Source organism: Anaerostipes faecis (genome assembly GCF_910574135.1).
Lineage (GTDB): Bacteria > Bacillota > Clostridia > Lachnospirales > Lachnospiraceae > Anaerostipes > Anaerostipes hominis.
This window is the reverse complement of the sequence record NZ_CAJSYK010000036.1, coordinates 1-20,351: the sequence shown is the minus strand read 5'-3', so window position 1 is coordinate 20,351 and position 20,351 is coordinate 1. Positions and strand designations below refer to the sequence as shown.

The 20,351-nt window shown below is 45.5% G+C and carries 21 protein-coding genes and 5 pseudogenes; 13 read left to right on the top strand and 13 right to left on the bottom strand.

Translation table 11 applies throughout. The annotated features are described in order from the left end of the window. Positions 1 to 306: 306 nt before the first annotated feature. On the top strand, positions 307 to 1,491 hold the full coding sequence (locus QGT46_RS15865; protein WP_148460368.1) for a tyrosine-type recombinase/integrase: 1,185 nt from the start codon (positions 307 to 309) through the stop codon (positions 1,489 to 1,491). Between the two features lie 302 nt (positions 1,492 to 1,793). Here QGT46_RS15865 and QGT46_RS15860 read toward each other — a convergent pair whose 3' ends face one another. Then, complete coding sequence (locus tag QGT46_RS15860; protein WP_268876129.1) at positions 1,794 to 2,186, bottom strand: site-specific integrase; 393 nt, start codon at positions 2,184 to 2,186, stop codon at positions 1,794 to 1,796. A gap of 180 nt (positions 2,187 to 2,366) precedes the next feature. Between QGT46_RS15860 and QGT46_RS15855 the strand changes: the two genes are divergently transcribed. Further along, positions 2,367 to 2,822 (top strand): hypothetical protein, encoded by a 456-nt coding sequence (locus QGT46_RS15855; protein WP_148460367.1) that lies wholly within the window; start codon positions 2,367 to 2,369, stop codon positions 2,820 to 2,822. Between the two features lie 362 nt (positions 2,823 to 3,184). On the opposite strand, the gene QGT46_RS15850 is transcribed toward QGT46_RS15855, so the two are convergent. The 12 genes and pseudogenes from QGT46_RS15850 to QGT46_RS15795 all read right to left on the bottom strand — a co-directional run bounded on the left by QGT46_RS15850 (position 3,185) and on the right by QGT46_RS15795 (position 12,448). Further along, on the bottom strand, positions 3,185 to 4,396 hold the full coding sequence (locus QGT46_RS15850; RefSeq protein WP_148460366.1) for a phosphopentomutase: 1,212 nt from the start codon (positions 4,394 to 4,396) through the stop codon (positions 3,185 to 3,187). Next, positions 4,378 to 5,550, bottom strand: a complete 1,173-nt coding sequence (locus QGT46_RS15845; RefSeq protein ID WP_148460365.1) for an alanine racemase — start codon at positions 5,548 to 5,550, stop codon at positions 4,378 to 4,380. Before QGT46_RS15845 ends, QGT46_RS15850 begins: the two co-directional genes overlap by 19 nt. Then, positions 5,541 to 6,644, bottom strand: a complete 1,104-nt coding sequence (locus tag QGT46_RS15840) for an aminotransferase class V-fold PLP-dependent enzyme (protein WP_148460364.1) — start codon at positions 6,642 to 6,644, stop codon at positions 5,541 to 5,543. Before QGT46_RS15840 ends, QGT46_RS15845 begins: the two co-directional genes overlap by 10 nt. A 20-nt stretch (positions 6,645 to 6,664) precedes the next feature. Continuing rightward, complete coding sequence (locus QGT46_RS15835; RefSeq protein WP_148460363.1) at positions 6,665 to 7,573, bottom strand: phosphotriesterase family protein; 909 nt, start codon at positions 7,571 to 7,573, stop codon at positions 6,665 to 6,667. A 23-nt stretch (positions 7,574 to 7,596) separates the two neighbouring features. Further along, a complete protein-coding gene (locus QGT46_RS15830) occupies positions 7,597 to 8,913 on the bottom strand; it encodes a YhfT family protein (RefSeq protein ID WP_148460362.1) in 1,317 nt (438 codons plus the stop codon). Between the two features lie 25 nt (positions 8,914 to 8,938). Beyond that, entirely contained in the window at positions 8,939 to 9,304 is a 366-nt protein-coding gene (locus QGT46_RS15825) for a DUF2620 family protein (RefSeq protein WP_148460361.1), read from the bottom strand. Positions 9,305 to 9,336: 32 nt separating this feature from the next. Then, positions 9,337 to 9,699 carry a PRD domain-containing protein gene (locus QGT46_RS15820; protein ID WP_024728663.1) on the bottom strand — a complete coding sequence of 121 codons (363 nt, stop codon included), beginning with the start codon at positions 9,697 to 9,699 and terminating at the stop codon, positions 9,337 to 9,339. A 150-nt stretch (positions 9,700 to 9,849) separates the two neighbouring features. After that, entirely contained in the window at positions 9,850 to 10,767 is a 918-nt protein-coding gene (yhfZ, locus tag QGT46_RS15815) for a GntR family transcriptional regulator YhfZ (protein ID WP_024728664.1), read from the bottom strand. Positions 10,768 to 11,140: 373 nt separating this feature from the next. Next, a pseudogene (locus QGT46_RS15810) lies at positions 11,141 to 11,521 on the bottom strand (transposase); the annotation flags it as partial. Between the two features lie 154 nt (positions 11,522 to 11,675). Continuing rightward, positions 11,676 to 11,894, bottom strand: a complete 219-nt coding sequence (locus QGT46_RS15805; RefSeq protein WP_148460359.1) for a MerR family transcriptional regulator — start codon at positions 11,892 to 11,894, stop codon at positions 11,676 to 11,678. A 26-nt stretch (positions 11,895 to 11,920) separates the two neighbouring features. Continuing rightward, a complete protein-coding gene (locus QGT46_RS15800) occupies positions 11,921 to 12,169 on the bottom strand; it encodes a hypothetical protein (RefSeq protein ID WP_024728667.1) in 249 nt (82 codons plus the stop codon). Positions 12,170 to 12,271: 102 nt separating this feature from the next. Continuing rightward, a complete protein-coding gene (locus tag QGT46_RS15795) occupies positions 12,272 to 12,448 on the bottom strand; it encodes a hypothetical protein (protein WP_301591550.1) in 177 nt (58 codons plus the stop codon). Between the two features lie 237 nt (positions 12,449 to 12,685). On the opposite strand from QGT46_RS15795, the gene QGT46_RS15790 reads away from it, so the two are divergent. The 11 genes and pseudogenes from QGT46_RS15790 to QGT46_RS15740 all read left to right on the top strand — a co-directional run. Further along, positions 12,686 to 12,910 carry a MarR family winged helix-turn-helix transcriptional regulator gene (locus QGT46_RS15790; protein ID WP_301591548.1) on the top strand — a complete coding sequence of 75 codons (225 nt, stop codon included), beginning with the start codon at positions 12,686 to 12,688 and terminating at the stop codon, positions 12,908 to 12,910. A 215-nt stretch (positions 12,911 to 13,125) separates the two neighbouring features. Next, positions 13,126 to 13,778: pseudogene (locus QGT46_RS17575) on the top strand (MATE family efflux transporter); the annotation flags it as partial. 139 nt (positions 13,779 to 13,917) lie between these two features. After that, positions 13,918 to 14,130 carry a helix-turn-helix domain-containing protein gene (locus QGT46_RS15780; RefSeq protein WP_301591546.1) on the top strand — a complete coding sequence of 71 codons (213 nt, stop codon included), beginning with the start codon at positions 13,918 to 13,920 and terminating at the stop codon, positions 14,128 to 14,130. A gap of 134 nt (positions 14,131 to 14,264) precedes the next feature. Next, the gene (locus tag QGT46_RS15775; protein WP_024728670.1) at positions 14,265 to 14,636 is read left to right on the top strand and encodes a GntR family transcriptional regulator; all 372 of its coding nucleotides are present in this window, start codon (positions 14,265 to 14,267) and stop codon (positions 14,634 to 14,636) included. A 14-nt stretch (positions 14,637 to 14,650) separates the two neighbouring features. Further along, on the top strand, positions 14,651 to 15,511 hold the full coding sequence (locus QGT46_RS15770; protein WP_301591543.1) for an ABC transporter ATP-binding protein: 861 nt from the start codon (positions 14,651 to 14,653) through the stop codon (positions 15,509 to 15,511). Continuing rightward, a complete protein-coding gene (locus tag QGT46_RS15765; RefSeq protein ID WP_287520155.1) occupies positions 15,508 to 16,140 on the top strand; it encodes an ABC-2 transporter permease in 633 nt (210 codons plus the stop codon). The genes QGT46_RS15770 and QGT46_RS15765 overlap by 4 nt, the downstream gene beginning before the upstream one ends. Before the next feature lie 124 nt (positions 16,141 to 16,264). Beyond that, positions 16,265 to 16,696: a hypothetical protein gene (locus QGT46_RS15760; protein ID WP_301591540.1), complete on the top strand. Its 432-nt coding sequence runs from the start codon at positions 16,265 to 16,267 to the stop codon at positions 16,694 to 16,696. Between the two features lie 141 nt (positions 16,697 to 16,837). Next, the gene (locus QGT46_RS15755; RefSeq protein WP_301591538.1) at positions 16,838 to 17,188 is read left to right on the top strand and encodes a hypothetical protein; all 351 of its coding nucleotides are present in this window, start codon (positions 16,838 to 16,840) and stop codon (positions 17,186 to 17,188) included. Next, a pseudogene (locus QGT46_RS15750) lies at positions 17,164 to 18,339 on the top strand (MobA/MobL family protein); the annotation flags it as partial. The gene QGT46_RS15755 and the pseudogene QGT46_RS15750, both read left to right, overlap by 25 nt. Then, positions 18,329 to 18,884, top strand: a pseudogene (locus QGT46_RS17420) (CHC2 zinc finger domain-containing protein); the annotation flags it as partial. The pseudogenes QGT46_RS15750 and QGT46_RS17420, both read left to right, overlap by 11 nt. Beyond that, positions 18,841 to 19,867 (top strand): annotated as a pseudogene (locus QGT46_RS15740) (VapE domain-containing protein); the annotation flags it as partial. The pseudogenes QGT46_RS17420 and QGT46_RS15740, both read left to right, overlap by 44 nt. Between the last annotated feature and the right edge of the window lie 484 nt (positions 19,868 to 20,351).

Below are 20,351 nucleotides of genomic sequence, written 5' to 3'. Positions count from 1 at the left end.
ATATCGGGTTTCTGTCCGTAGGGCTACGATTTCGCTATCCCTTCTTCTCGCCCACACCTCACGATGCAAACCTTGGGAGTCGCTTACAAGTTCGTCGGTAGCTACGCCTATGTGGACTTGCACCACAGAACACGGACATGCCCGTCATACGTAAAAAACCGCCCGGCGGCAACCGGACGGCACATAAAATACTATTATCAGGATGATGCCTGAAATAATACGATTCGCACTCATATTATATCATTTCGGCATCTGTTCTGGCAATAGGTGTTATTTTTATACTCTTTTTTAAGGAAGGTGATATAAATGAGTATTCAAAAACAAAGATATGTAAGCAAAAAAACTGGTCAGATCAAAATTACATATTATGCGAATGTCTATGACTCTGAATCTGGCCAACGTTTCACTGGTCCTGCCAGAAAGAGCAGAAACCTCGCTGTTCAGGATGAAAGTGACATCATTAGAAATTTGGAAAAAACCAAGGCCGAAAAACGCCGTGCAGAAAAGCAAGCTATTGAAAATAAGTTACGCTTTGATACAGTGGCCAAACAATGGTTTGCCGCAAATAAACGTACATACGCAAACTCCACATATAAAATCTATCAGCAATACTATCACGATTACATCCAAGAAGTGTTTGGTGACATTCCAATTACCAGAGTGGAATCCTCTCACATATTAAAATATAAAGAGCTTATGGAAGAACCTACGGAGAGACTGCCCAATGGGTATTCCGCAGAAACTATTAACAAGTGTTTGAATATCCTCTCAAACGTCTTCCAGTTCGCTGTAAGCCCTTTAAAATTAATTGACGCTAATCAGAACCCTATGATTGGTATCAAGCGGAATAAGGTCATCTACAAGAAGAAAAAGACATGGACCGATGAACAGATCACACAGTTCATCCACTCAGAAGAAGCAAAAAACGATCATTATTATGTCATGTATTGCGTCTCTCTCCTTCTAGGTCCACGTCCAGGTGAAGTCTGCGGTCTGGCTGAATCTGACTTTCTGGGGAACCGCCTTGAATTTAACCGCGGTTATGATAAATTTGGAGAACTATCTGATTTGAAAACCGGCACTTCCATCAGAACTGTGTATGTCCCAGAGATTCTTGCAGATATGATCTGCCGGAAACTTCTGTGGAAAAAACAGATGAGGATGCAGTACCCAGATTTCTTTGATAATGATTTTCTATTTGTGACAACAGAAGGCTTACCTGTGAATCCAGATTATTATGGTAAAAAGTTCCGTGGTGCTGTGCGACAATATAACAGAAATCATATAGACAAATTACCAGAAATCTCAGTCTATGGATGTCGTCATTCTTTTGCTACTAATAACTACGAGCGTGGAGAGAGTGACAAACTTTTATCTGAATTGATGGGAAACAGCGTTAAAGTATTTTTACAAAATTATGCTCAGATCAGGCGTGCTAAAGCAGAAAAAGCAATCAGTGATTTTGCTGACATTATCTTCGCCGCAGAGTAAAATTACTTTACGGATTACTTTACGGCGGGGGTAAAATGTGTTGTGCTGTGTTACTTTAAATCTCATAAAAATGGCTTATTTCGGCGATTTTACAAAATGTATTGTGCTGTATTCTGTATTTAATCGCCTTGCCAAGGTTGAGGTCGCGGGTTCGAGTCCCGTCTATCGCTCTTTTTAATGCTAGAAAATCTAGTATTTCTCATGGTTTCATCGGTTTAAATAGTAAATCTAACTGCTGTCAAAATTAAATTATTGATGTCAAAAAGTTTGGACACTTTTTAAAGAAAAAATGACGATAGTTTTTATAAAACTGCCGCCATTTTTTTTCGTTTCTTTTCCGCTTCTGTTGAAATGATGTAGCATTGTTCCGTGGTTGCGATATCCGAATGACCAAGTATATCTGCAATATCTCTGGTACTCATTCCAGCTTCATGTAATACAGTTGCAACGGTTTTGCGTAGCAGATGAGGATGTACTCTGTCAGGTTCAACCCCGGCTCTTTCACATAAATTCTTTAAATCTTTAGAAAGCTTTGCTGTTTTTTCTATATATTGATGCCCATCATAGCAAAGCAGTTGATTTGGTTTATACCATCCATTTTGCTGATGCAATTCCTTTAAAAGCCTTAATACTAACATAGCTCTCCCGGTCAGTGGCACTTCACGTTTGGAATGTGCAGTCTTTGTTTCACCAATGTCATAAACCTGTTTAATGATATGGTATAAAAAAAGTTGACACCCGCATTACCGAAATGGACACGGTGATTGGATGCGAGGGCAGCCGCAAGGTTCTCCTGACCATGCACTTTTGTTCCTGTGACATTATGGCAGCGTTCCTCCTGGACTCCAAGGAAACCACAGGAGTTGAAAAAGTGTTTGACTCTATCAATAAAGCTTATCGGTACATGGCTTTTCAGCACCGCAATCCCCCTGATACTTACCGGCAGGGGAGGCGAGTTCAGACATCCGGACAAGCTTGAATGCGGCATTGACAATATCATCCGCACAAGGATGTATTATTGTGATCCGATGGCTTCATGGCAGAAACCGCACTGTGAGCGGAACCACGAATACATCCGGAAAATCTGCCCGCAGGGCAAGAGCTCTTTCGATAACATGACACAGGATGACGTGAACCTGATGATGAGCCACATTAACAGTTCCTGCCGGGAAAGTCTCGGCGGTCTGACACCGTTCACACTTGCAAAAATGATATTGCCCGATGAACTCATGGACTTCCTCCATCTGTCTGAAATTCCGGCGGATGAAGTCACCCTTACGCCGGCACTGGTAAACGGCAAGCAGAAACCAATGCGTAACACGCAGGCATAAGACGCTGGTATTTCATGTGTTTACAGTAGGGGCATCCATGCTCGGCTGGCACAACGTGCCAACACTTTAATTACCCTGTGACGAATGCCTAACAATAAAATAAATCTGCAGATACGAGCCACCATAATAACCTATTAGGCAGGTGGAATTCAGTCTTACAGTACACAATCCCAGTTGCTTGCAACCGCATACCCTTTTTTTAGCAGCCAATGGTCAAGGGTAACTAAATTCCACTTTATACCCATTCCTGACATCTGTCAAAGCCTTAAAAATGGAATTTAGTTGTCAATACGGAATTTAAGTTTACAAGCGGATTTTAACTTTTCATTCAGGTATTCTTTAAAAACAGTCTGCCCCGTTTTTTAACCTTCAGGGGACATAAACGACATCCCATTCTGAGGGAGTTGTGTGCCAAAACAGGCACATGCTGTCGCCCCCACATCTGACAATGTTTTTCTTATCCCAAGATCTGTCCCTTCCATCCCCTTTTTATACACGAGCAAAGGGACACATTCTCTTGTATGTTTGCTGTGTCCGATCTCGGGATCATTTCCATGATCCGCCATCACGACCAGGATATCCTGCTTTTTGAGGCACTCCATAAGTTCTCCGATCTTGCGGTCCGCGATCTCCAGGATCTTTTTGTAAGCCGGTGCTGACTGGGAATGGCCGGCCAGGTCTGTTTCCTGTACATTTGTACAGATAAATCCCTTTTTCATCCGCCCCATCTCCCTGATCGTAAGTTCCATGACTTCTTCCGTATCCACGCAGGAAACGCTCTTCCCATACTCATTATTCACGATATCTGCGACTTTTCCAAACAGCGAGACCTCATATCCCGCCCTGCCAAGAATGGACGGAGCCTGTACCTGCGGATCCACGCCATATCCTAAATGCCTGCACTGATACCCATGCTCATAAGATCTTGACTTTGAAGACGCTATCCCGATGAACCTCCCCTGTCTGATCTCCTCGGCATCCCACAGTTCCTGCATCGTATTGCCTGTCCCTCCAAATACGATGACCCGACCAACTGTGGCAACCTTCCTCACAAGCTGGCCGATCTCAAGTTCTTTTTCAAAGGGCATATAATCCAGCGGAGCCGTCACATTATAGCACATTCCCAGATCTGCCTCCAGGTTGTCCGCCACAGTGGCATATTCGTCGACAAGAAGATATCTGAGCCCTTTCCTCTCGATCACTTCGACAATATGTCCTGCTTTTTCCAGACAGTCCCGTATCTCCTCGGCTTTCTCCTGAAATGGATGCTGATCCGGCTTTTTGGGGAGGGTCCCCATGATCTCCTGATGTCCTATAAACGTATCTGCCCCAAAATGCATCAGCTCACATTTCCCGAAGTTTGCGCAAGGTGCAAACTTCATACATGAGCTCTCCTTTCCATAGGCGTTCATCAGTCCCAGCCTCTCCAGATTCCTTAATCTCAGTTCGGGAAACCTCCGCAGCAAAGACCCCAATGTATCCGCCTTCTGGTCAGCCGGCCTGACCATTGCCGTATCTTTCATAGCACCGATGCCGAAGCCGTCTAACACGATCACTACGAATCTTTTGTCCATTTCTGCCTCCCCTGACTGTCATAGACTCCTATGATCTTTTTCTCTCCTCTGTGAAGCCCTTCCACGAGCACGACATCACTTCGCGTCACAAATATCTGAAACCGGAACGCCATAAGCACGGTATCTCCCACCTGGCACATCTGCGAAAGCCCAAAGTGATAGTCGATACTGTCACTGTCCGGTGGGATGACAGAAACCTGTTCCATCTTCTCCATCCCCGTCCCCACAAGAGCGTTTTCCACATGGGAGCGCCTGTAATATCCGCCCCCGTAACAGTAACCTCTGTTCTCAAAATTGTGGGATACTTCCGTTACATATACACAACATGGGATCTCCGGCTCATCACATTCCGCGTGAAGTGGTGTAGTCCCCGTCAGTCCATGGCCGGGTTCCGCGCTGTTGCCCCCATAGACCGCCATTTTTTTCAGGGTCGAACAGCAGCTTGCGGAAGGCGTGTTTACAAGTTCACACAGCATCCCTGCCTTCTCCATGATTGATGCCGCCTCTAACACGGTCTTCAGATTATGGATCGGCCGAATCTTCTTCTCTTCTGAGTCATACAGATAGCACGGGAACGACGTGACCCCTGCCACTTTTACATTTTTACAGTCTTTCTCCACCCAAAGCGCGGTCTCTTTCATCTCTTCCAGGGAAAATCCGGCGGTCTGTCCGGAATACATCATGTCACCGCCTGCAGAGACACGGAGTAATATTTTCTGTATCTTTCCAAGTTCCGCGGCGGCTTTTTGTATCTCTTCGATTTTTTCGCGGGTATAGACGGTCATATATTCCACCCCATAAGCCACAAAACATTTTACTTTATGGCCAGGTATCTGCACCAGATGGCCCGCATTTTTGATGGGGATGCCATGGCGCATCATGACTTCAGCTTCTTTATAGTCAACGGTCACTGCCCCTTCATATCCCATCTCGACAAGTCTCTTTGCCAGATATGGATTTCTCCCGACTTGTTTGAGCATAAAGAAGAGCCTTATGCCGTATGCTTTGCCCGTCTCCGCGATATTCCGCGCATTTTCAAGGAATGTATCTACATCTATTATGTAAGAATCCGGGCTGACCCGGCCCGTCTGGTGCAGTTCAAACGCCGTGTTTAACAGTGCCGGATTCTTCTTTCTCAACTGGTTCACAAACATATCTTCACACTTTCTACCGCCCTTTTAAGGATACGCAGCACCGTATCAGCGCCTCCCCGCATAGGATTGATACGGATCATCCTCTTCTCGAGAGCGGGATCTGCTTTTCGGAATGTGCCGGAGAGTCTGTAAAACATAGGCACTATCTCATATTTCGATTCTGCCCCCACCGGATTTGGAGCCGCGCCGGATCTTTCTGCCTCTTCTAACACCTGAGCGGCAATATCTTCTTCAAATTCTACAAGTACGATCTTAGATTGCGCATTTTCCAGAAAGGCGTCTTTTATCCCGTCTATCTCGCCGGCTTTCAGTCTTCTGACACACTCCTTCCCCACCTCTGCTTCAATGGCCAGAGACACCGGGGCATATGTCAGCCCGCGCAGGACATCCATGGCCTCGTGGCCCTGTACCTGCATCCCCCCGGAATAATTCCATCCTATGATCTTGTCTGTATATCTTTTCTTCCCGATAACGATCCCCACTCCTTCCGGCCCAAGGAGCTTAAAAGAGGAAAAACACGAAAGATCCGCGCCACACTGCACTCCGGTCCTGCTCATTTTCATCACGGCATAATTGTCATCAGTTAAGATGAGGATATCCGCACATTTTCTGATGGTCCCGATCACAGTCTCCATATCATAGCTGTCTTCTGGCTTCTGTCTCGTATATTGTATCAGGGCCCCCCGGATATCCGGATCCTGCCCCAATGTCCGTTCTATGTCTGCCAGATTGTTAAAATCCGCTTTTTTAAGATCCAGTCCCATCATTTCCATGGAAATGGAAGTCGTACTGTAGACCGGGGCATCATGAATCAATATCTTGCTGCCCGGTGGCATCATGGCAGACAGGCCCAGACGAATGGCGCCGCTTCCTGCGCCCCGTACAAGGACGCAGGATTCCGCATCAAAAAAGTCCGCGATGACCTGTTCTGCCTTATATGTCGTCACAGGCTTATTGAAGCCAGGCACGACACCCAGATCTCCTCTGCTCAGCATCTCATGCCCCTGAAATACTTTCGTGATACAATCGATCATCTTAAACTGGGCCGCGACAGCTTCTTTTACATCCATCCCTTCCAACGGATAAGTCAGCAATATATTTCCCTCCTTTACTTCTACATATCAAGGATCCTGGCTGGATTATGGATCAGCATCTTGTCAAGCGTTTCCTGTGACACTCCTTTTTCCCTGAGAAGTGGCACAAATCTTTTCATGACAGTGGTATAGCCGTCGTACTTCCCATATCTCACCATATAGGATCTCCTCGAGATATCCTGGGATAAGAGGATGTGGTCCTCATATCCCTTTTCAAGCAGCCACATCAGATTGTCCGCCCGCTTTTCGTCCGACAGATATGCTGTCTTTCCCACTGTATCGTATGCTATATTCACTCCCGTATCCAGGATCGCTTTCTGATAGGCTCTGTCGTCCGACAGATCAATATGGCCTAAAATAACCTTATCCGGATCTATCCCCTGTCCTTGCAGCAAGGCAGATTGTTCCAGCCCCAGCTGCCCCAGCTGGCAATGTGTCGTCACGGCACATCCTGTCTTTACCCCTGCTGCCGCAGCCGCTTTCAGTACTTTTTCTTCACTGGGAGCCAGTTCTTTCTCCCCGCCTGCCACTTCTCCTATGATACCTGCTCTTATGTCAGTCCCGTCTATCCCTTCCAGGATATCCCGGCAAAAAATATCACAGATTTCTCCTATTGTCCCCGACCGGACACTTTCAGGGTGATACGCTTCCAGATAAAATCCGGTCGACGCGATGATATGTATGCCACATTCTCTGCTTATCTGCCTGAGCATGCGCACATTTCTCCCCATGTCATTGCAGGTCACTTCGATCACACTTTTGACCCCCAGGGCTTTCATAAGATCCACTTCACTTTCGATGAGCACCGAATCGTCAAATACGGAGTCTGTATCCTTTCGTACCGGGGACAAGTCCAGGGCAAGATGTTCGTGGCACATGGTGACGCCGACAGATCCGGCATCAATACGTCCTTTAACTGTATTTATCATAACTTTTCACCGTCTTTTCTGTCTTATACCAGCGGCGTAAGCCCGATCAGGTAGGTAAGGTTGAACAGAAGCCCTGTCGCGATGGCCGCGATCGGGCCGATAGCCATGCGCATGATCTTCCGCCCCGTCGCCTCATTGATCAGATAGATCACGCCACCGATCAAAAACCCGCCTTCTGCACCTGCGGAAGTGCCCGCCCCCATCGCACCGCATGCTGAGATAGAGCCGATCAGCAGGGCGAACTCGACACAGGTGTTCATCGCGCTCCTGATATTGTCAGAAGCATCACGCATAGACGGAAATCTGCCAAGGAATTTCCCGATCAGGCCTAAAAGCATGACTTCCACAAAAATGATGACAGCACCTGATACTGCGGCAATGATCGGATTCGGCGAGAGATATCCTGCAACATAGATAAATGTAAAGCCCGCAACGCCATATACACCTGTCGTAACTGCTGTCGTAGCTATCAGAGGGATAAAACTCAGGCCTCTCATAAATTCATTTGTGGCGACTGTCTTGATAAGAGCATCTGCCTCCGCCGCATCTGTCATCGCATACGCCTTGGAAAGATCGAACATGGAAACGTCGCTCCCGGCAAAGACGTGGATATTACATATGACAGCGATAAGTGCTCCCGCGATCATCAGGAACGGAAGGTTTTTCTTGATCCTTGCAGTCCTTTCCGAAAATACATTTAATGTCTCTCCTTCTTTATTGTCTTGTTTATCCTTTGCATCCCTGTAAATGCACAGTGCGACAAGAAGGACGACACCAACCATCATCGTCCATGCATCCGCGCTGATCGTAGAAAATCTCGGCCCCCCGAAACGGAATACCACTACGACGACTGCGGAGATTATCCCTGTCCTCATCCCAAACTGCATGATGATGGTGATGATCGGGAAGATCGCAAAACCTGTGACCACATATGTACCGACATTGCCCAACGCTCCTATCAGGTCTACCGGCATGCCTGTCAGCACGGTGTTCACGCCCCCTATCGCCGTGATACAGAGAACCCCATATGCCGCCCCCAGGATCGGGGCCAGCCACTTCTTCGGCGAGGCGATCCCGATGATATCCGTGGCAAGGAATAAAAGCCATGGATTAAGAAGGTTTGTGGCAAGTGCATTTCCGATCCCTACAGATGCGATGAACCCCACACTCAGCCCAAAAGCGATCGTCGCCATCTCCGTTCTGTGCATGCGCCCTTCAATATATTCCGGTATGACAGGTCTTATCCCATCATGAAATACTGCCATGCCCATATGTGAGATAAACGCTGTCATAGCACAAGTGACCATCACTAAAATAATGTTTATAACGCTAAGCTCCATCCCTGTTTCCTCTCTTTCTCCTAAATCACTTTTCTGTCTCTTTCTTCATAAGTACGTCCATCAGTACCGGAACTGTCCCTTCAATATTGGATACTGTCATCCCAAAACATATCTTTCCCGCCTCGACAAAGCTCTCAATCTCAGATCTGTCCGGCTTTCCACCGTTTTTACAGACAGTACAGCATTTTCCATAACCGATGAGCCCGATCAGGATCGAGATCGCCGATCCCCCGCCACTCTCACATGCTCCAAAATAATAATCTGCCCTTCCGTCCTTGAGCATCGGGACCGCCCCCATATCCGTAGTGACGATCGTTTCCACCTCCGGGCACGCTTTTAAGATAGCGTCCTTCATCTCGTTTTTCTGCATCCCGCCGATTGCGATCTTCAATGTTCCTTCCTCCTTTTCCCTTTCTGTGCATTTCAGCCACCCAATACATTACAGACATGGACGAATATGAACCCTTTTTCCGCATCTGAAAGTTCTACTGGAAGTCTGCCCATCACTTTTCCGAAAAATGCGGATGCTTTCTCATAAACAGGTTCCTCTTTAAGCGCTTCCAGGATTTCCGCGTCGATGGGCTCCTCCTTCTCTCCTTCTTTTGTCCTTTTCAGGGCCATCGCCAAATGGGTGATAAAGATCCCTGCTTTTTCTTCATCCACATCCTCCCTCTCCTGCGCGAGGATATCAACTATCTGTCCGCATACAGCGGCATCATCTTTCGTTATGATGTCAGCAGAACATAAAATATCTATCCTCTCATACAGGTTCTCTTTTACTTCCAAAACATCCTCCTTTCTCAATATACAATATTTTGTATATTGGTATGATATATTTTGCCTGCAATGGGACAATGGCACTGTCTTTGCTCCAGCAGACATTTCCCAATACAGACAGTCCAAAGCAATGCTCTTGCTTCTGCTTTGCAGCATCATCTAGTAATCTGCAACGCGCTCCCCTGTCCTTACTTCTTCCAGGACTTTCAGCACACGCTCTTTACTTATATGTTTTTCCAAAAGCGCTTTGATATATTCAGCTCCCTTTTTTACGATGATGACAGCCGCCGAAAACCGCACGTCATACTCTTCTTCGCTGAGAAAGACAACTTTTAGGCCAACCTGCCCATGGGCTATGATATCATCATAGTTCCAGACACCGGCGTCGATCGTCCCTGCCTTTAATCCGGAAATGATATTCTGTGTCTTTATCTCTACAAGTTCTACTTTCTTATCTCTGATGATCCTTTCCGTGATCTTGCTCTGATCCAAAGATGTACTGTCATAACCGACACGCATCCCATCCACGATCCCCGTGCCATCTGTATCCCGCAACATGAGGACATGCCTGGAAAGGAAACTGCCTGCCCCAAAGTTCATGACGATCTCAACCTTGCTGCCCTCCCGCATAGCCTGCTCCGCTGCGTACTGCGAACATACCGCGAACTGATAGGTCCCCGATTCCACGAGCCGGATCCTGCCGACGGCTCCTCTGGAGTACGCCATATTAAAATTCAGCCCTTTCATCGTCTCATAGACCGCTGTGGCAAACCCTTCATATGTCACTGAATATGGCAGGGGCATGATCCCCAGTATCTCCTCCCTGATACAACAATTCTGGAGTCTGGCATAGTCGATCCCCTCGATATATGTCCCCATATGCCCGTGCGCTTTCAGAGATATACCCTGGCTCTCCTTGATATAAGCCAGCGCATTTTGTATCGTCCCCCGTGATACATGAAACTTCTCCTGATATTCTGAAACCGAAGGGATACGGTCTCCTACATTTCTGGTGAGGAAATCCTGAGCCAGCTGTCCTATTGTGACACCGATCTTCTGATATAAATTCTGATCCATACCCTCAACGCCTTTGTACAAAATATTGTATATTGTTAATATAATACTTTTGGCCGGTCTTGTCAAGAAAAAACAGCATCAGTGATAGCGTAAATTTACCTTCGGAAATAATGGTGTAGAGTTCACCCACGATGCTCTGATAAAGTATCAGATAAGGACTTGTGGTTTAACTATGCTATTTTTAGGTATAACAAGCAATCCCGATTTATAGTGAGCATTGTACGGCTTATTCCTCTTAGGTATACTCTTTGACCGGGTTTCAACATCTCTGAGAGAGTTTCAAGTTTTGTGTATACTCAAAAATCTAATGTAAGATACGTTGATAGTTACGATTGGGCAGAGCCGATTGTTTTTGGTTCTGCCCATACCTGCATTATACAGGGATTCCCCAGTCCTGCCGGTGGCCTGTCCATTTTTTTGTGATGTCCATCGTTGCCAGATACAGCATTTTCAGGAGGCTGTCATCTGTTGGGAACACACTCCTGGATTTGGTCACTTTCCGCAGCTGCCGGTTAAAGCCCTCAATGGCATTCGTCGTATAAATAAGCCGTCTGACCACTTCAGGATATTTGAAATAGGTGGAAAGGGTCGCCCAGTTGTCATGCCATGATTTATAGATTTTAGGATATTGGGTGTCCCATTTATCCCGAAACAGTTCCAGCTCATTCAGGGCAGTTTCCTCCGTTGGCGCCGCATATACAAGTTTCAGGTCAGCCATTAGTTTTTTGATATCCTTGTAAGAAACGAATTTTGATAATCATGAAACTTTCTGTCCATAACCCTTTGCACATTTTCCAGCTGTGTTATTTCTTTTGTTATACCTTATCGTGTGAAGCACGTCCACCCGAAGGGTATGACATTGCGTTCGGGAACTATTGCATCATACAGCTCCTGATGCTTTCCGGGCTTTAAAAATATTTAATCTGTGATAAGGAGAATTTCAAAGACTGCATATGGATAATGGCGTCCAGCACAGCACACTGTTCAATACTGTAATACCGGTACTTATTGTCTTCTTCATAAAACCGGGGTTTTAAAAGACCTATCTGGTCATAGTACCGCAAAGCCTGTGTTGAAATATTATTTAGTTTCGCCATCTGTCCAATGGTCAGCCTCGCATAGTCCATATCAAAAACACTTTCCCGGCAGAGGATTAATCTGCTCTTACAATATCAATGATCTGGTCGAAGGGAACAGCAAATCCTTCATCATCTCTCACCATATGGAGAATATCATCTTCTTCACTGTAACGTGCAAACTCTACAAGCATGAATGTACCTGTCACCGTTTCATCCACAGTTGTCACTTTAACCTTGTCCCCCTGGGAGATAAAAACGTCTTCTTTTACTTCTCCATCCTCTTTTACAATTTTTACGCCCGGCAACAGACTTGTAATTTCCATAAAAACATTCCTCCATAAAAATTTATTATATCAGTAAGTATTATACCTTACCGCGCCGGACGCGCCAAGTCCAAGGAGCGTAAAATATAGAATATCCAGTATTCATAATTCTTTGCCGTCCTCCTCTGCCGCTTCTTTCTTTTTCGCTTCATCAAAAATTTTTTTCATCCGCCTGTTCAGTCTGTCAGAAAGCTTATCTTCCGGTATCAATAAAGGGTCCGGCACCTTCCGGTGATCATATTCTTTCTTGTTCCTCCCATCTGTCTGCCTATATCCCATGTTCTCCCTCCTTTTTATGTCTTCATTTTATCACCGGGAATCCCGAATCGTTCATGGTAGTTTATGGTAATTATATGCCGATATAGGCTTGCATTCGGAATATAGTTAAACATGCAACTAATTTATGTTATACTTTAATTATTCAGATTAGTATTTTGATTGATTCGTATTCAAAGTACTAATTTTTTTGGCCCAAAACAGTTGTGTATTCAACTTTATTCTAAAAAGGAGGATTCTATGAAAAAAATCAGCAGATTAATCTCTGTTATCCATCGCCACGGAATGAGATTTTTTGATTGTTCCCTGGCTGACACAGAGATTGGTCCGGGACAACAGTTTTTTCTTGTGTGCATTTATGAAAATCCGGGGATCAGCATGCAGAAACTGGCCAGCATCGGTCATTTCGACAAGGGTACTGTCACAAAGGCCGTAAAAAAAAATGGAGGATCAGGGCTATCTTAGACGTGAACCGGATGCCTGTGATAAGAGAATTCAGCATTTATTTACAACCCTTGAAGCGGAACCTGCTCTCCAAATGATTTATGATCTGCGCAGGCAGTGGAACGAAATACTCTTAAAGAATCTTTCGGAAGAAGAAATCCGGCATGCAGAACTTCTGCTTACAAAAATTTCAGACAATGCATATTCATATATACAGAACAGGAGGTTGAAATCATTTGGAAACACAGACAAATAAGAAAGAAAATCCGCTGGGATATGAACCGGTTGGAAAGCTTCTGCTTCAATTTGCAGTACCGTCCACGATCTCTGTCCTGGTAAACTCTGTCTATAATATCGTAGATCAGATTTTCATCGGACAGGGAGTGGGTTACCTTGGGAATGCCGCCACAACGGTTACATTTCCTATCATTACGATTATCATGGCATTCGCCACTCTGCTCGGGTCCGGCGGAAGTGCTTATGCGGCAATCAAGCTGGGGCAAAAAAAAGAAGAGGAAGCCGAGAAGACATTAAACAATAACTTTATGCTCTCCATCATTACCGGAATCGTGCTTGCTGTGATTGGCTTTATTTTTATGGAACCAATCCTCCGGCTGTTCGGAGCAACAGAGAGTATCATGGAATCCTAATCGGGGCGGTATTGAATTCCATTCTTGATCCAATTTACATTTTTATCTTTCATTGGGGTGTCAGGGGCGCTGCCGTGGCGACGATTACATCACAGATCATCTCCGCACTGATCCTGTTTCTCTACTTCTGCAAACGGAGCCAGATGAGGCTGCATCTAAAAAAATTAAAGCTGGATGGCTCTGTCTGCAAAAATGTGATCGCGCTGGGCACTTCCTCAGGCATCACCCAGTTTATGGCTAAGTAGATGTAATCAAGAGAAAGGAAAAGCACAATCCAGACGGAACCGGCGGTTCTGTCAAGAAATGTTTGTGAGTTGGCAAGAATTTTGATATAATGGGAGCAGAAACCCCGGAGCCTGGAGAAAGGCAGGAGGATAAATGCACATAAGCTATAAACCCCTCTGGCACACGCTGGTTGAGCGCAATATGAGGAAAGAGGACTTGCGGCTTGCCGCCGGTCTTACCACAAATATGATTGCCAACATGGGAAAGGGAAAGAACATCAGCATGGAAACGCTGGTTCGTATCTGCGAAACCCTGAATTGTGGCATTTTAGATGTGATTGAGTCGGAAGATGATAAAATGGAATAACAGTGAGCTACCAGGTAGCAAAGGCGTATTTACCGCTTTTGCTATTTTTTTGTTGACAGGTTCCACACAATCATATATACTGTACTTATCGAACAAGTACACAAAATACAGACAGTACGCACGAGAGGGAAATTATGGAGATTGTCATAAGTAATAGTAGCGATAAGCCGATTTATGAACAGATCAGTTCACAGATAAAAAATAAGATTATGAATGGAACATTGGAAGCTGGAGAAATGCTTCCTTCTATGCGGGCATTAGCGAAAGATTTACATATCAGCGTGATAACTGTCCAACGGGCTTATGAGGATTTAACCCGTGATGGATTTATTGAAACTGTATCAGGGAAAGGTAGTTTTGTTGCTTCCCAAAATAAAGAGTTTATTCAAGAAGAACAGTTACGAAAGGCAGAAGAATTATTACAGCAGGTTGTGGATATTGGACGCTCACATGGCATTTCTTATGAGCAGATGGCAAATATTCTAAAAGTGTTGTATGAGGAATAACAGGAGGTCATAAAATGAGTGAAAACAATATCTCTGTAAAAAATTTGTGTAAATCTTTCGATGGCTTTACGCTGAATAATATATCGTTGCAAGTACCTAAAGGAAGGATTGTTGGATTTATCGGAGAAAATGGGGCTGGAAAAAGTACCACAATCAATCTTCTTCTAAATGAGTTGAAAAGAGATAGTGGAACGATTGAAATATTGGGGACAGATACGCTGAATAGTTCTGTTAAAAAGGAAATTGGCGTTGTATTTGACGAATGTAATTTCCATGATTTTTTCACAGCGCAGAACGTAGCAAAAATTTTTTCCGGCGTTTATCCTACATGGGATAATTCATTGTTTACCTTATACATGAAAAAATTAAATGTTCCCTTTTCCAAACCAATTAGCTCTTTTTCAAAAGGTATGAAAATGAAACTATCCATCATATGTGCAATGGCTCACAGACCAAAGCTGCTGATTTTAGACGAGGCCACAACAGGTCTTGACCCGGTAATACGGGATGAAATTCTGGAAATGTTTTTAGACTTCATACAGGACGAAGAACACTCCATTTTCTTTTCATCTCATATTATATCTGATATAGAAAAGATTGCGGATTATGTCATTTTAATTCATCAGGGAAAGATTGTATTTGAGGAAGAAAAGGATACTCTGATTTATCAGTATGGAATTATCCGATGTGAGAAAAAACAGTTTGCAGATATACAGCCAGAGGATTATATCATTTCAAGGAAAACAAATGTAAGTATGGAATGTCTTGTGCGGGATAAGGAAGCCGCCCGGAGAAAATACAAAAATGTGGTTGTTGATAGTGCTTCGCTAGAGGAAATTATGCTGTTCTATATCAAAGGAGGTTCGACAAAATGAGAGGACTGATTTATAAGGACTTTTCTTTATTTTACAAAAGTATCGACAAAAAGCTGATTATCATAGCAGCCGCAGCGATTATTTTACTTTTAGTAAACGCCGGGGATTTTTCCGGACTTTTAGCAACAATTATGTTTGCAATAACTGTCGGTATGCAAAATGTAATGAGTTTTGCCAGCGATGAACAAGTACGATGGAAAAAATATCAGCTTACTATGCCGGTAAATTCATTCTTTGCGGTAGGGAGCAAATATATTTCTGTTCTGCTAACAATAGGAATAAGCATTGCGGCCAGTATTCTTCTCTACTTTGTATCAAGTGTTATATATCAAAGTTTTGATGGAGCATTGCTATTTGTTTCTGTATCAGTAGCCACCATTATTCCACTAATATGTACAGCAATTTGCTTACCCCTCACTTATTGGTTTGGTTTTCGTTCCGCACAAACAATGGGGCTTCTTGTAACCGTGCCTATTTTCTATCTTATTAAATACTTTGAAGATGGGCCAGGTCTTGTTTCTTTAACTGATACAATATCAGCATACATTTTAGCGGGCTTCCTTATCTCGGCTGTTCTGTTCATCTTCTCTTACGCTGTAAGTGTATTGGGATATTCAAGAAAGAAATAGTATGAGGAACGTTGCTTTATTTGGAGAGAATACCAAGAAGGCAAATGACAAAGATTTATTGTACTTTGCATTAAATAACTCATCAACTATGTAGCACCCTTTATGGAGGAAAGGGGGAATTTCTATGACCTGTACAGAAGAATATAAAGAGCATATCGAATACACATTCCATGCCTTTTGTAAAGTTGTCATACGCAGCGCAACAATCAATGCGGCAAGGACAAGGAACAGGAAATACAAAAGAGAAATATCCCTTGAATACCTCACAGATGAAAAGCACTACCCGTTAGGCACAGCAGATAAATATTTCCAAGCGCCAGAGCCGGAGTGCCGCCGTTTTATGAACGGACATTGTATAATGAAGCCAGCTAAAAACAAGGAGATGGATAGTATTATGGAATATATCGAATATTTAGAAAAACTGCTGCCCGAAAAGGATAGTTTAAAAATCGTAAAATCAGAAGCTGAGAAGTTTTATAAAACGCATTCGTTTGATGAATGCTTCCGCATGGGCATGAACTGTATCAGTCTAAAAATTTTCAGATACAAGAAGTAGGTATTTTCTTGTTTGGGTATGTTGCTCACGAAAATGCAGAAGCCCTATCCTTCTTAAAAAATAAGGTAAGCCAACATGATATCTGGAAAGTACAGGAAATTTTGGCAATGGCTTTTGATAATCATTGTAGGATTATCGGCTATGAAACTGTTAGCTGCCCATAAATCTGATGAAAGTGAGTATGTACGAAAGTCAGTAGGTAACGCTATACGGGATATAAGCAAGAAACACAGCAAGTTGGTTTCCGCAGAATTAAGCACATGGGATTTATCCTCAAAGGAAATACGTCAGTTTTATAAGCTGGCAAGTAAATCCACAAATCTTTGTTTTTTTAACATCGGGCCACCTTGCCCCAAACTTTCAAAACTGAATACCAGCCGCCATCGGTGGCACCACCAAGCAGGAAATCAGAAAAACGGTTTCCTGCTTTTTCTTTGCCCGGACGCCGGGAGAGAGGAGGACATTACTTGCCATGCCCGCACTTTGATGTGAAAATCATCCAGCGCAGCAAGCGCCAGTCAGCCGTTGCTTCCGCCGCCTACCAAAGCGGGGAACGGCTGTTTTTCGAATACGACCAGAAGCAGAAATAATATTCCCATAAAAGCGAGATTGTCCACACTGAAATCATGCTGCCGCCCCATGCCCCGCCGGAGTACGCAGACCGCAATACCTTGTGGAACGCCGCCGAGGTCATAGAGAAACAATGGAACTCCCAGCTTGCCCGGAGATTTGTGCTTGCTATTCCGAGGGAACTTCCCAGGGAACAGTACGCCCACCTTATCCGGGACTACTGCCGGGAGTTTTTAGTTTCCAAAGGCATGATTGCCGATTTTGACATCCAGGGCAAGTGGCTCCCCAAGAGCCGAAAGGTGTACGACCTTGACGAGAACGGCGAGCGTATCCGGCTTGCGTCCGGCAGATGGAAAAGCCACAAGGAGGACACCGTGGACTGGAACGACCAGAAATACGGGGAAATCTGGTGGCAGGGATGGGCGGACATAGCCAACCGCTATCTGGAAGCCATGGGCAGCCCGGAGCGCCTTGACCTTCGTTCCTATGCCCGACAGGGGATTGATAAAATCCCCACCGTCCACATGGGGTCAGCGGTCAGCTATCTGGAAAAGAAAGGCATACAGACCAACATCGGCAACCTGAACGGGGACATTCAGGCAGCCAATCGGCTCACACAGTCTATCCGGCGGATGGTACGCAGCCTGAAGAACTGGCTGTCCGACTTGAAGGAGAAAAAGGCGGCGCTGCTGGAAGCCTTAGAACATGCAAAGGAGCCGACCATACCGGAACTGCTTTCCCGGTATCTGGATATGCGGGGCGAGGAGCGCACCGGCTGGACTTCCAAGGGGAAGCTGAAAGGAACCGTTGGCGATTTCAACAAGGTTATGGAAGCCCTTGACTTCCTGCGGCAGAAAGAGATTTCCACAGTGGAGAGTCTTGACGCCTATCTGGATAAAGTCAGTGGGGACATCCTTGCCGCAAACCGCTATTTCAAAGCCCATCCCAAGGAACTCCCTTACGACACAGAGAAACTCAAAGAGGAACGGGCGCAGCTTACCGGGGAAATATCGGAGAAGAAAGAAGGATTGCGGACGGTTCAGGAGTATATGAAGCGGCTGAGGGATGTGCGTCTGCCCCTTCCATGACGATAGAAACCCAAGCATGAAGATTGACCGGCGCTTCCATTGCTTCGGCTGTCAGGCGGACGGGGATGTGATTGACTTTGTTTCCCGTCTGGAAGCCATCAGCCCCAAGGAAGCCGCCCTCATGTTGGCGCAGGGCTTCTCTATCTCCTATGCGGACAGGGAGCCGCCCCAGGCGGGAACCCCGGCAGGAAAGCCCGGAGCAGCAATTTAAGCGCATGGAGCGTTACTGCTTCCGGGTACTGTCCGGCTACCACAATCTTTTGCGCCGCTGGAAACAGGACTATGCCCCCAAAACGCCGGACGAGGACTTCCACCCGCTTCTTGTGGCAGCCTTGCAGCGCATGAGCCATGTGGAATATCTGCTGGATGTGCTGCTGTTCTCTGATATAGGGGAACGAGCCGCCCTGATTGCCAGCTATGGAAAGGAAGTGAGAAGCCTTGAGCGAAGAATGGCAGACCTTGCCGTCAGAAATGCGGCAGACCGTGATGGACGCTATCGAAGCCGCCCCGCTGCCCCGGAGCGCCCCTGAAGTCAGAGCCATGCTGGAGGGCACCGAGAAGGGCGGCGTAAGGAACAGTATTCAGAATTATTTGACCGTGTTCCAGTATGACCCCGTCCTTTCCGGGGCGGTTGCAAAGAACCTGTTGACCGAGCGCATTGACCTTCTAAAGCCTGTCGGCAGGAAACGCAGAACCGGTGGAAAGGCCATGACCGACACCGACCTTGCGGCAGACGCCAACAGCTACCACCCCATCCGGGACTACTTAAACGGCCTTGTCTGAGATGGAACCGGGCGAATCCGCTTCTGTCTGCGGCACTTTCTGGGAGCCGACACAGACAAGTGCTTTGTCTGGTAGGCGGTCAGGGAGCTGGGAAGTCTACCTTTTTTCCGTCTGCCGGCGGTAAAGGACGAGTGGTTTTCCGATGATTTGCGGAAGCTGGACGATGAAAACGTATACCGCAAGCTGCAAGGCCACTGGATTATTGAAATGTCGGAGATGATTGCCACTGCCAACGCCAAGAGCATTGAGGAAATCAAGTCATTTTTAAGCCGCCAGAAGGAGGTCTATAAAATACCATACGAAACCCACCCGGAGGACAGGCTGCGGCAATGCATGTTTGGAGGGACTTCCAACGCCCTGGACCTCCTTCCCCTTGACCATACCGGCAACCGGCGTTTCCAAAGCCTACATCGAACAGGTATGGACGGAAGCCATGACAATATACAAAAGCGGCGATTTTAAGCTGTCTTTCAGCCCCGAAATGGTACGCTATCTGAAAGAACACCAGCGGAATTTTATGCCGGAGGACACTAAGGCCGGGATGATACAGGCATATCTTGACCGCTACACTGGCAGCGCTGTATGTTCCAAGCAGCTTTTCCGGGAAGCATTAAACCAAGACTTTGACGAGCCGAAACAATGGGAAATTCGGGAAATCAACGAGATTATGAACCAGTGCGTCACTGGATGGAAGTATTTTCCCAATCCCCGGATATTTGAAGGGTACGGGGCAGCCTCTAAAGGCGTCTGTCCTCTCAATGCTCCGCCAGCTCCTGCTCCTGGTTCCCCTGATCCTGATAAATGCAATCGAGAAACACCACTTCCACCTTCCCATGTAATTATTTTTTCCGATTAGTAATGAAATCACAAATGTTGTTACTGGAAGAAGTACCCATAGAAACATAATACTATATCCCATTGCGTCCGAACTGTTGATAAAAAACCAGAACACTATAAGCGAGATAGCCCAAATTCCGAGATAGGTTACAAGTAAAATAAGCATAGACAATTTATTTTTGCTTTTTACTGTATTGGTGCTTTCGTCAAGATAATTCAAATAATTTGACATAGGCTTTTCCTCCTTTAATAGATGATAACTTCTCGGAATCTTCAGCCCTGATTTTATAAGGCTTTCAGACCCTATCTCAAAAAAATCACCCACTTTTTTTAAAAACACTTGACAAATCGCTCAAAATTTGCGGCGAAGCCGATTG

Excerpts from the sequence above, each read along its gene's own strand:
- QGT46_RS15765 (WP_287520155.1), top strand. The coding sequence starts at position 15,508 with ATGAGAGGACTGATTTATAAGGACTTTTCTTTATTTTACAAAAGTATC.
- QGT46_RS15795 (WP_301591550.1), bottom strand. The coding sequence starts at position 12,448 with ATGGGATATAGGCAGACAGATGGGAGGAACAAGAAAGAATATGATCAC.
- QGT46_RS15760 (WP_301591540.1), top strand. The coding sequence starts at position 16,265 with ATGACCTGTACAGAAGAATATAAAGAGCATATCGAATACACATTCCAT.
- QGT46_RS15835 (WP_148460363.1), bottom strand. The coding sequence starts at position 7,573 with ATGATAAATACAGTTAAAGGACGTATTGATGCCGGATCTGTCGGCGTC.
- QGT46_RS15770 (WP_301591543.1), top strand. The coding sequence starts at position 14,651 with ATGAGTGAAAACAATATCTCTGTAAAAAATTTGTGTAAATCTTTCGAT.
- QGT46_RS15780 (WP_301591546.1), top strand. The coding sequence starts at position 13,918 with ATGCACATAAGCTATAAACCCCTCTGGCACACGCTGGTTGAGCGCAAT.
- yhfZ (WP_024728664.1), bottom strand. The coding sequence starts at position 10,767 with ATGGATCAGAATTTATATCAGAAGATCGGTGTCACAATAGGACAGCTG.
- QGT46_RS15865 (WP_148460368.1), top strand. The coding sequence starts at position 307 with ATGAGTATTCAAAAACAAAGATATGTAAGCAAAAAAACTGGTCAGATC.
- QGT46_RS15850 (WP_148460366.1), bottom strand. The coding sequence starts at position 4,396 with ATGGACAAAAGATTCGTAGTGATCGTGTTAGACGGCTTCGGCATCGGT.
- QGT46_RS15800 (WP_024728667.1), bottom strand. The coding sequence starts at position 12,169 with ATGGAAATTACAAGTCTGTTGCCGGGCGTAAAAATTGTAAAAGAGGAT.
- QGT46_RS15805 (WP_148460359.1), bottom strand. The coding sequence starts at position 11,894 with ATGGACTATGCGAGGCTGACCATTGGACAGATGGCGAAACTAAATAAT.
- QGT46_RS15790 (WP_301591548.1), top strand. The coding sequence starts at position 12,686 with ATGAAAAAAATCAGCAGATTAATCTCTGTTATCCATCGCCACGGAATG.
- QGT46_RS15755 (WP_301591538.1), top strand. The coding sequence starts at position 16,838 with ATGAAACTGTTAGCTGCCCATAAATCTGATGAAAGTGAGTATGTACGA.
- QGT46_RS15830 (WP_148460362.1), bottom strand. The coding sequence starts at position 8,913 with ATGGAGCTTAGCGTTATAAACATTATTTTAGTGATGGTCACTTGTGCT.
- QGT46_RS15845 (WP_148460365.1), bottom strand. The coding sequence starts at position 5,550 with ATGTTTGTGAACCAGTTGAGAAAGAAGAATCCGGCACTGTTAAACACG.
- QGT46_RS15775 (WP_024728670.1), top strand. The coding sequence starts at position 14,265 with ATGGAGATTGTCATAAGTAATAGTAGCGATAAGCCGATTTATGAACAG.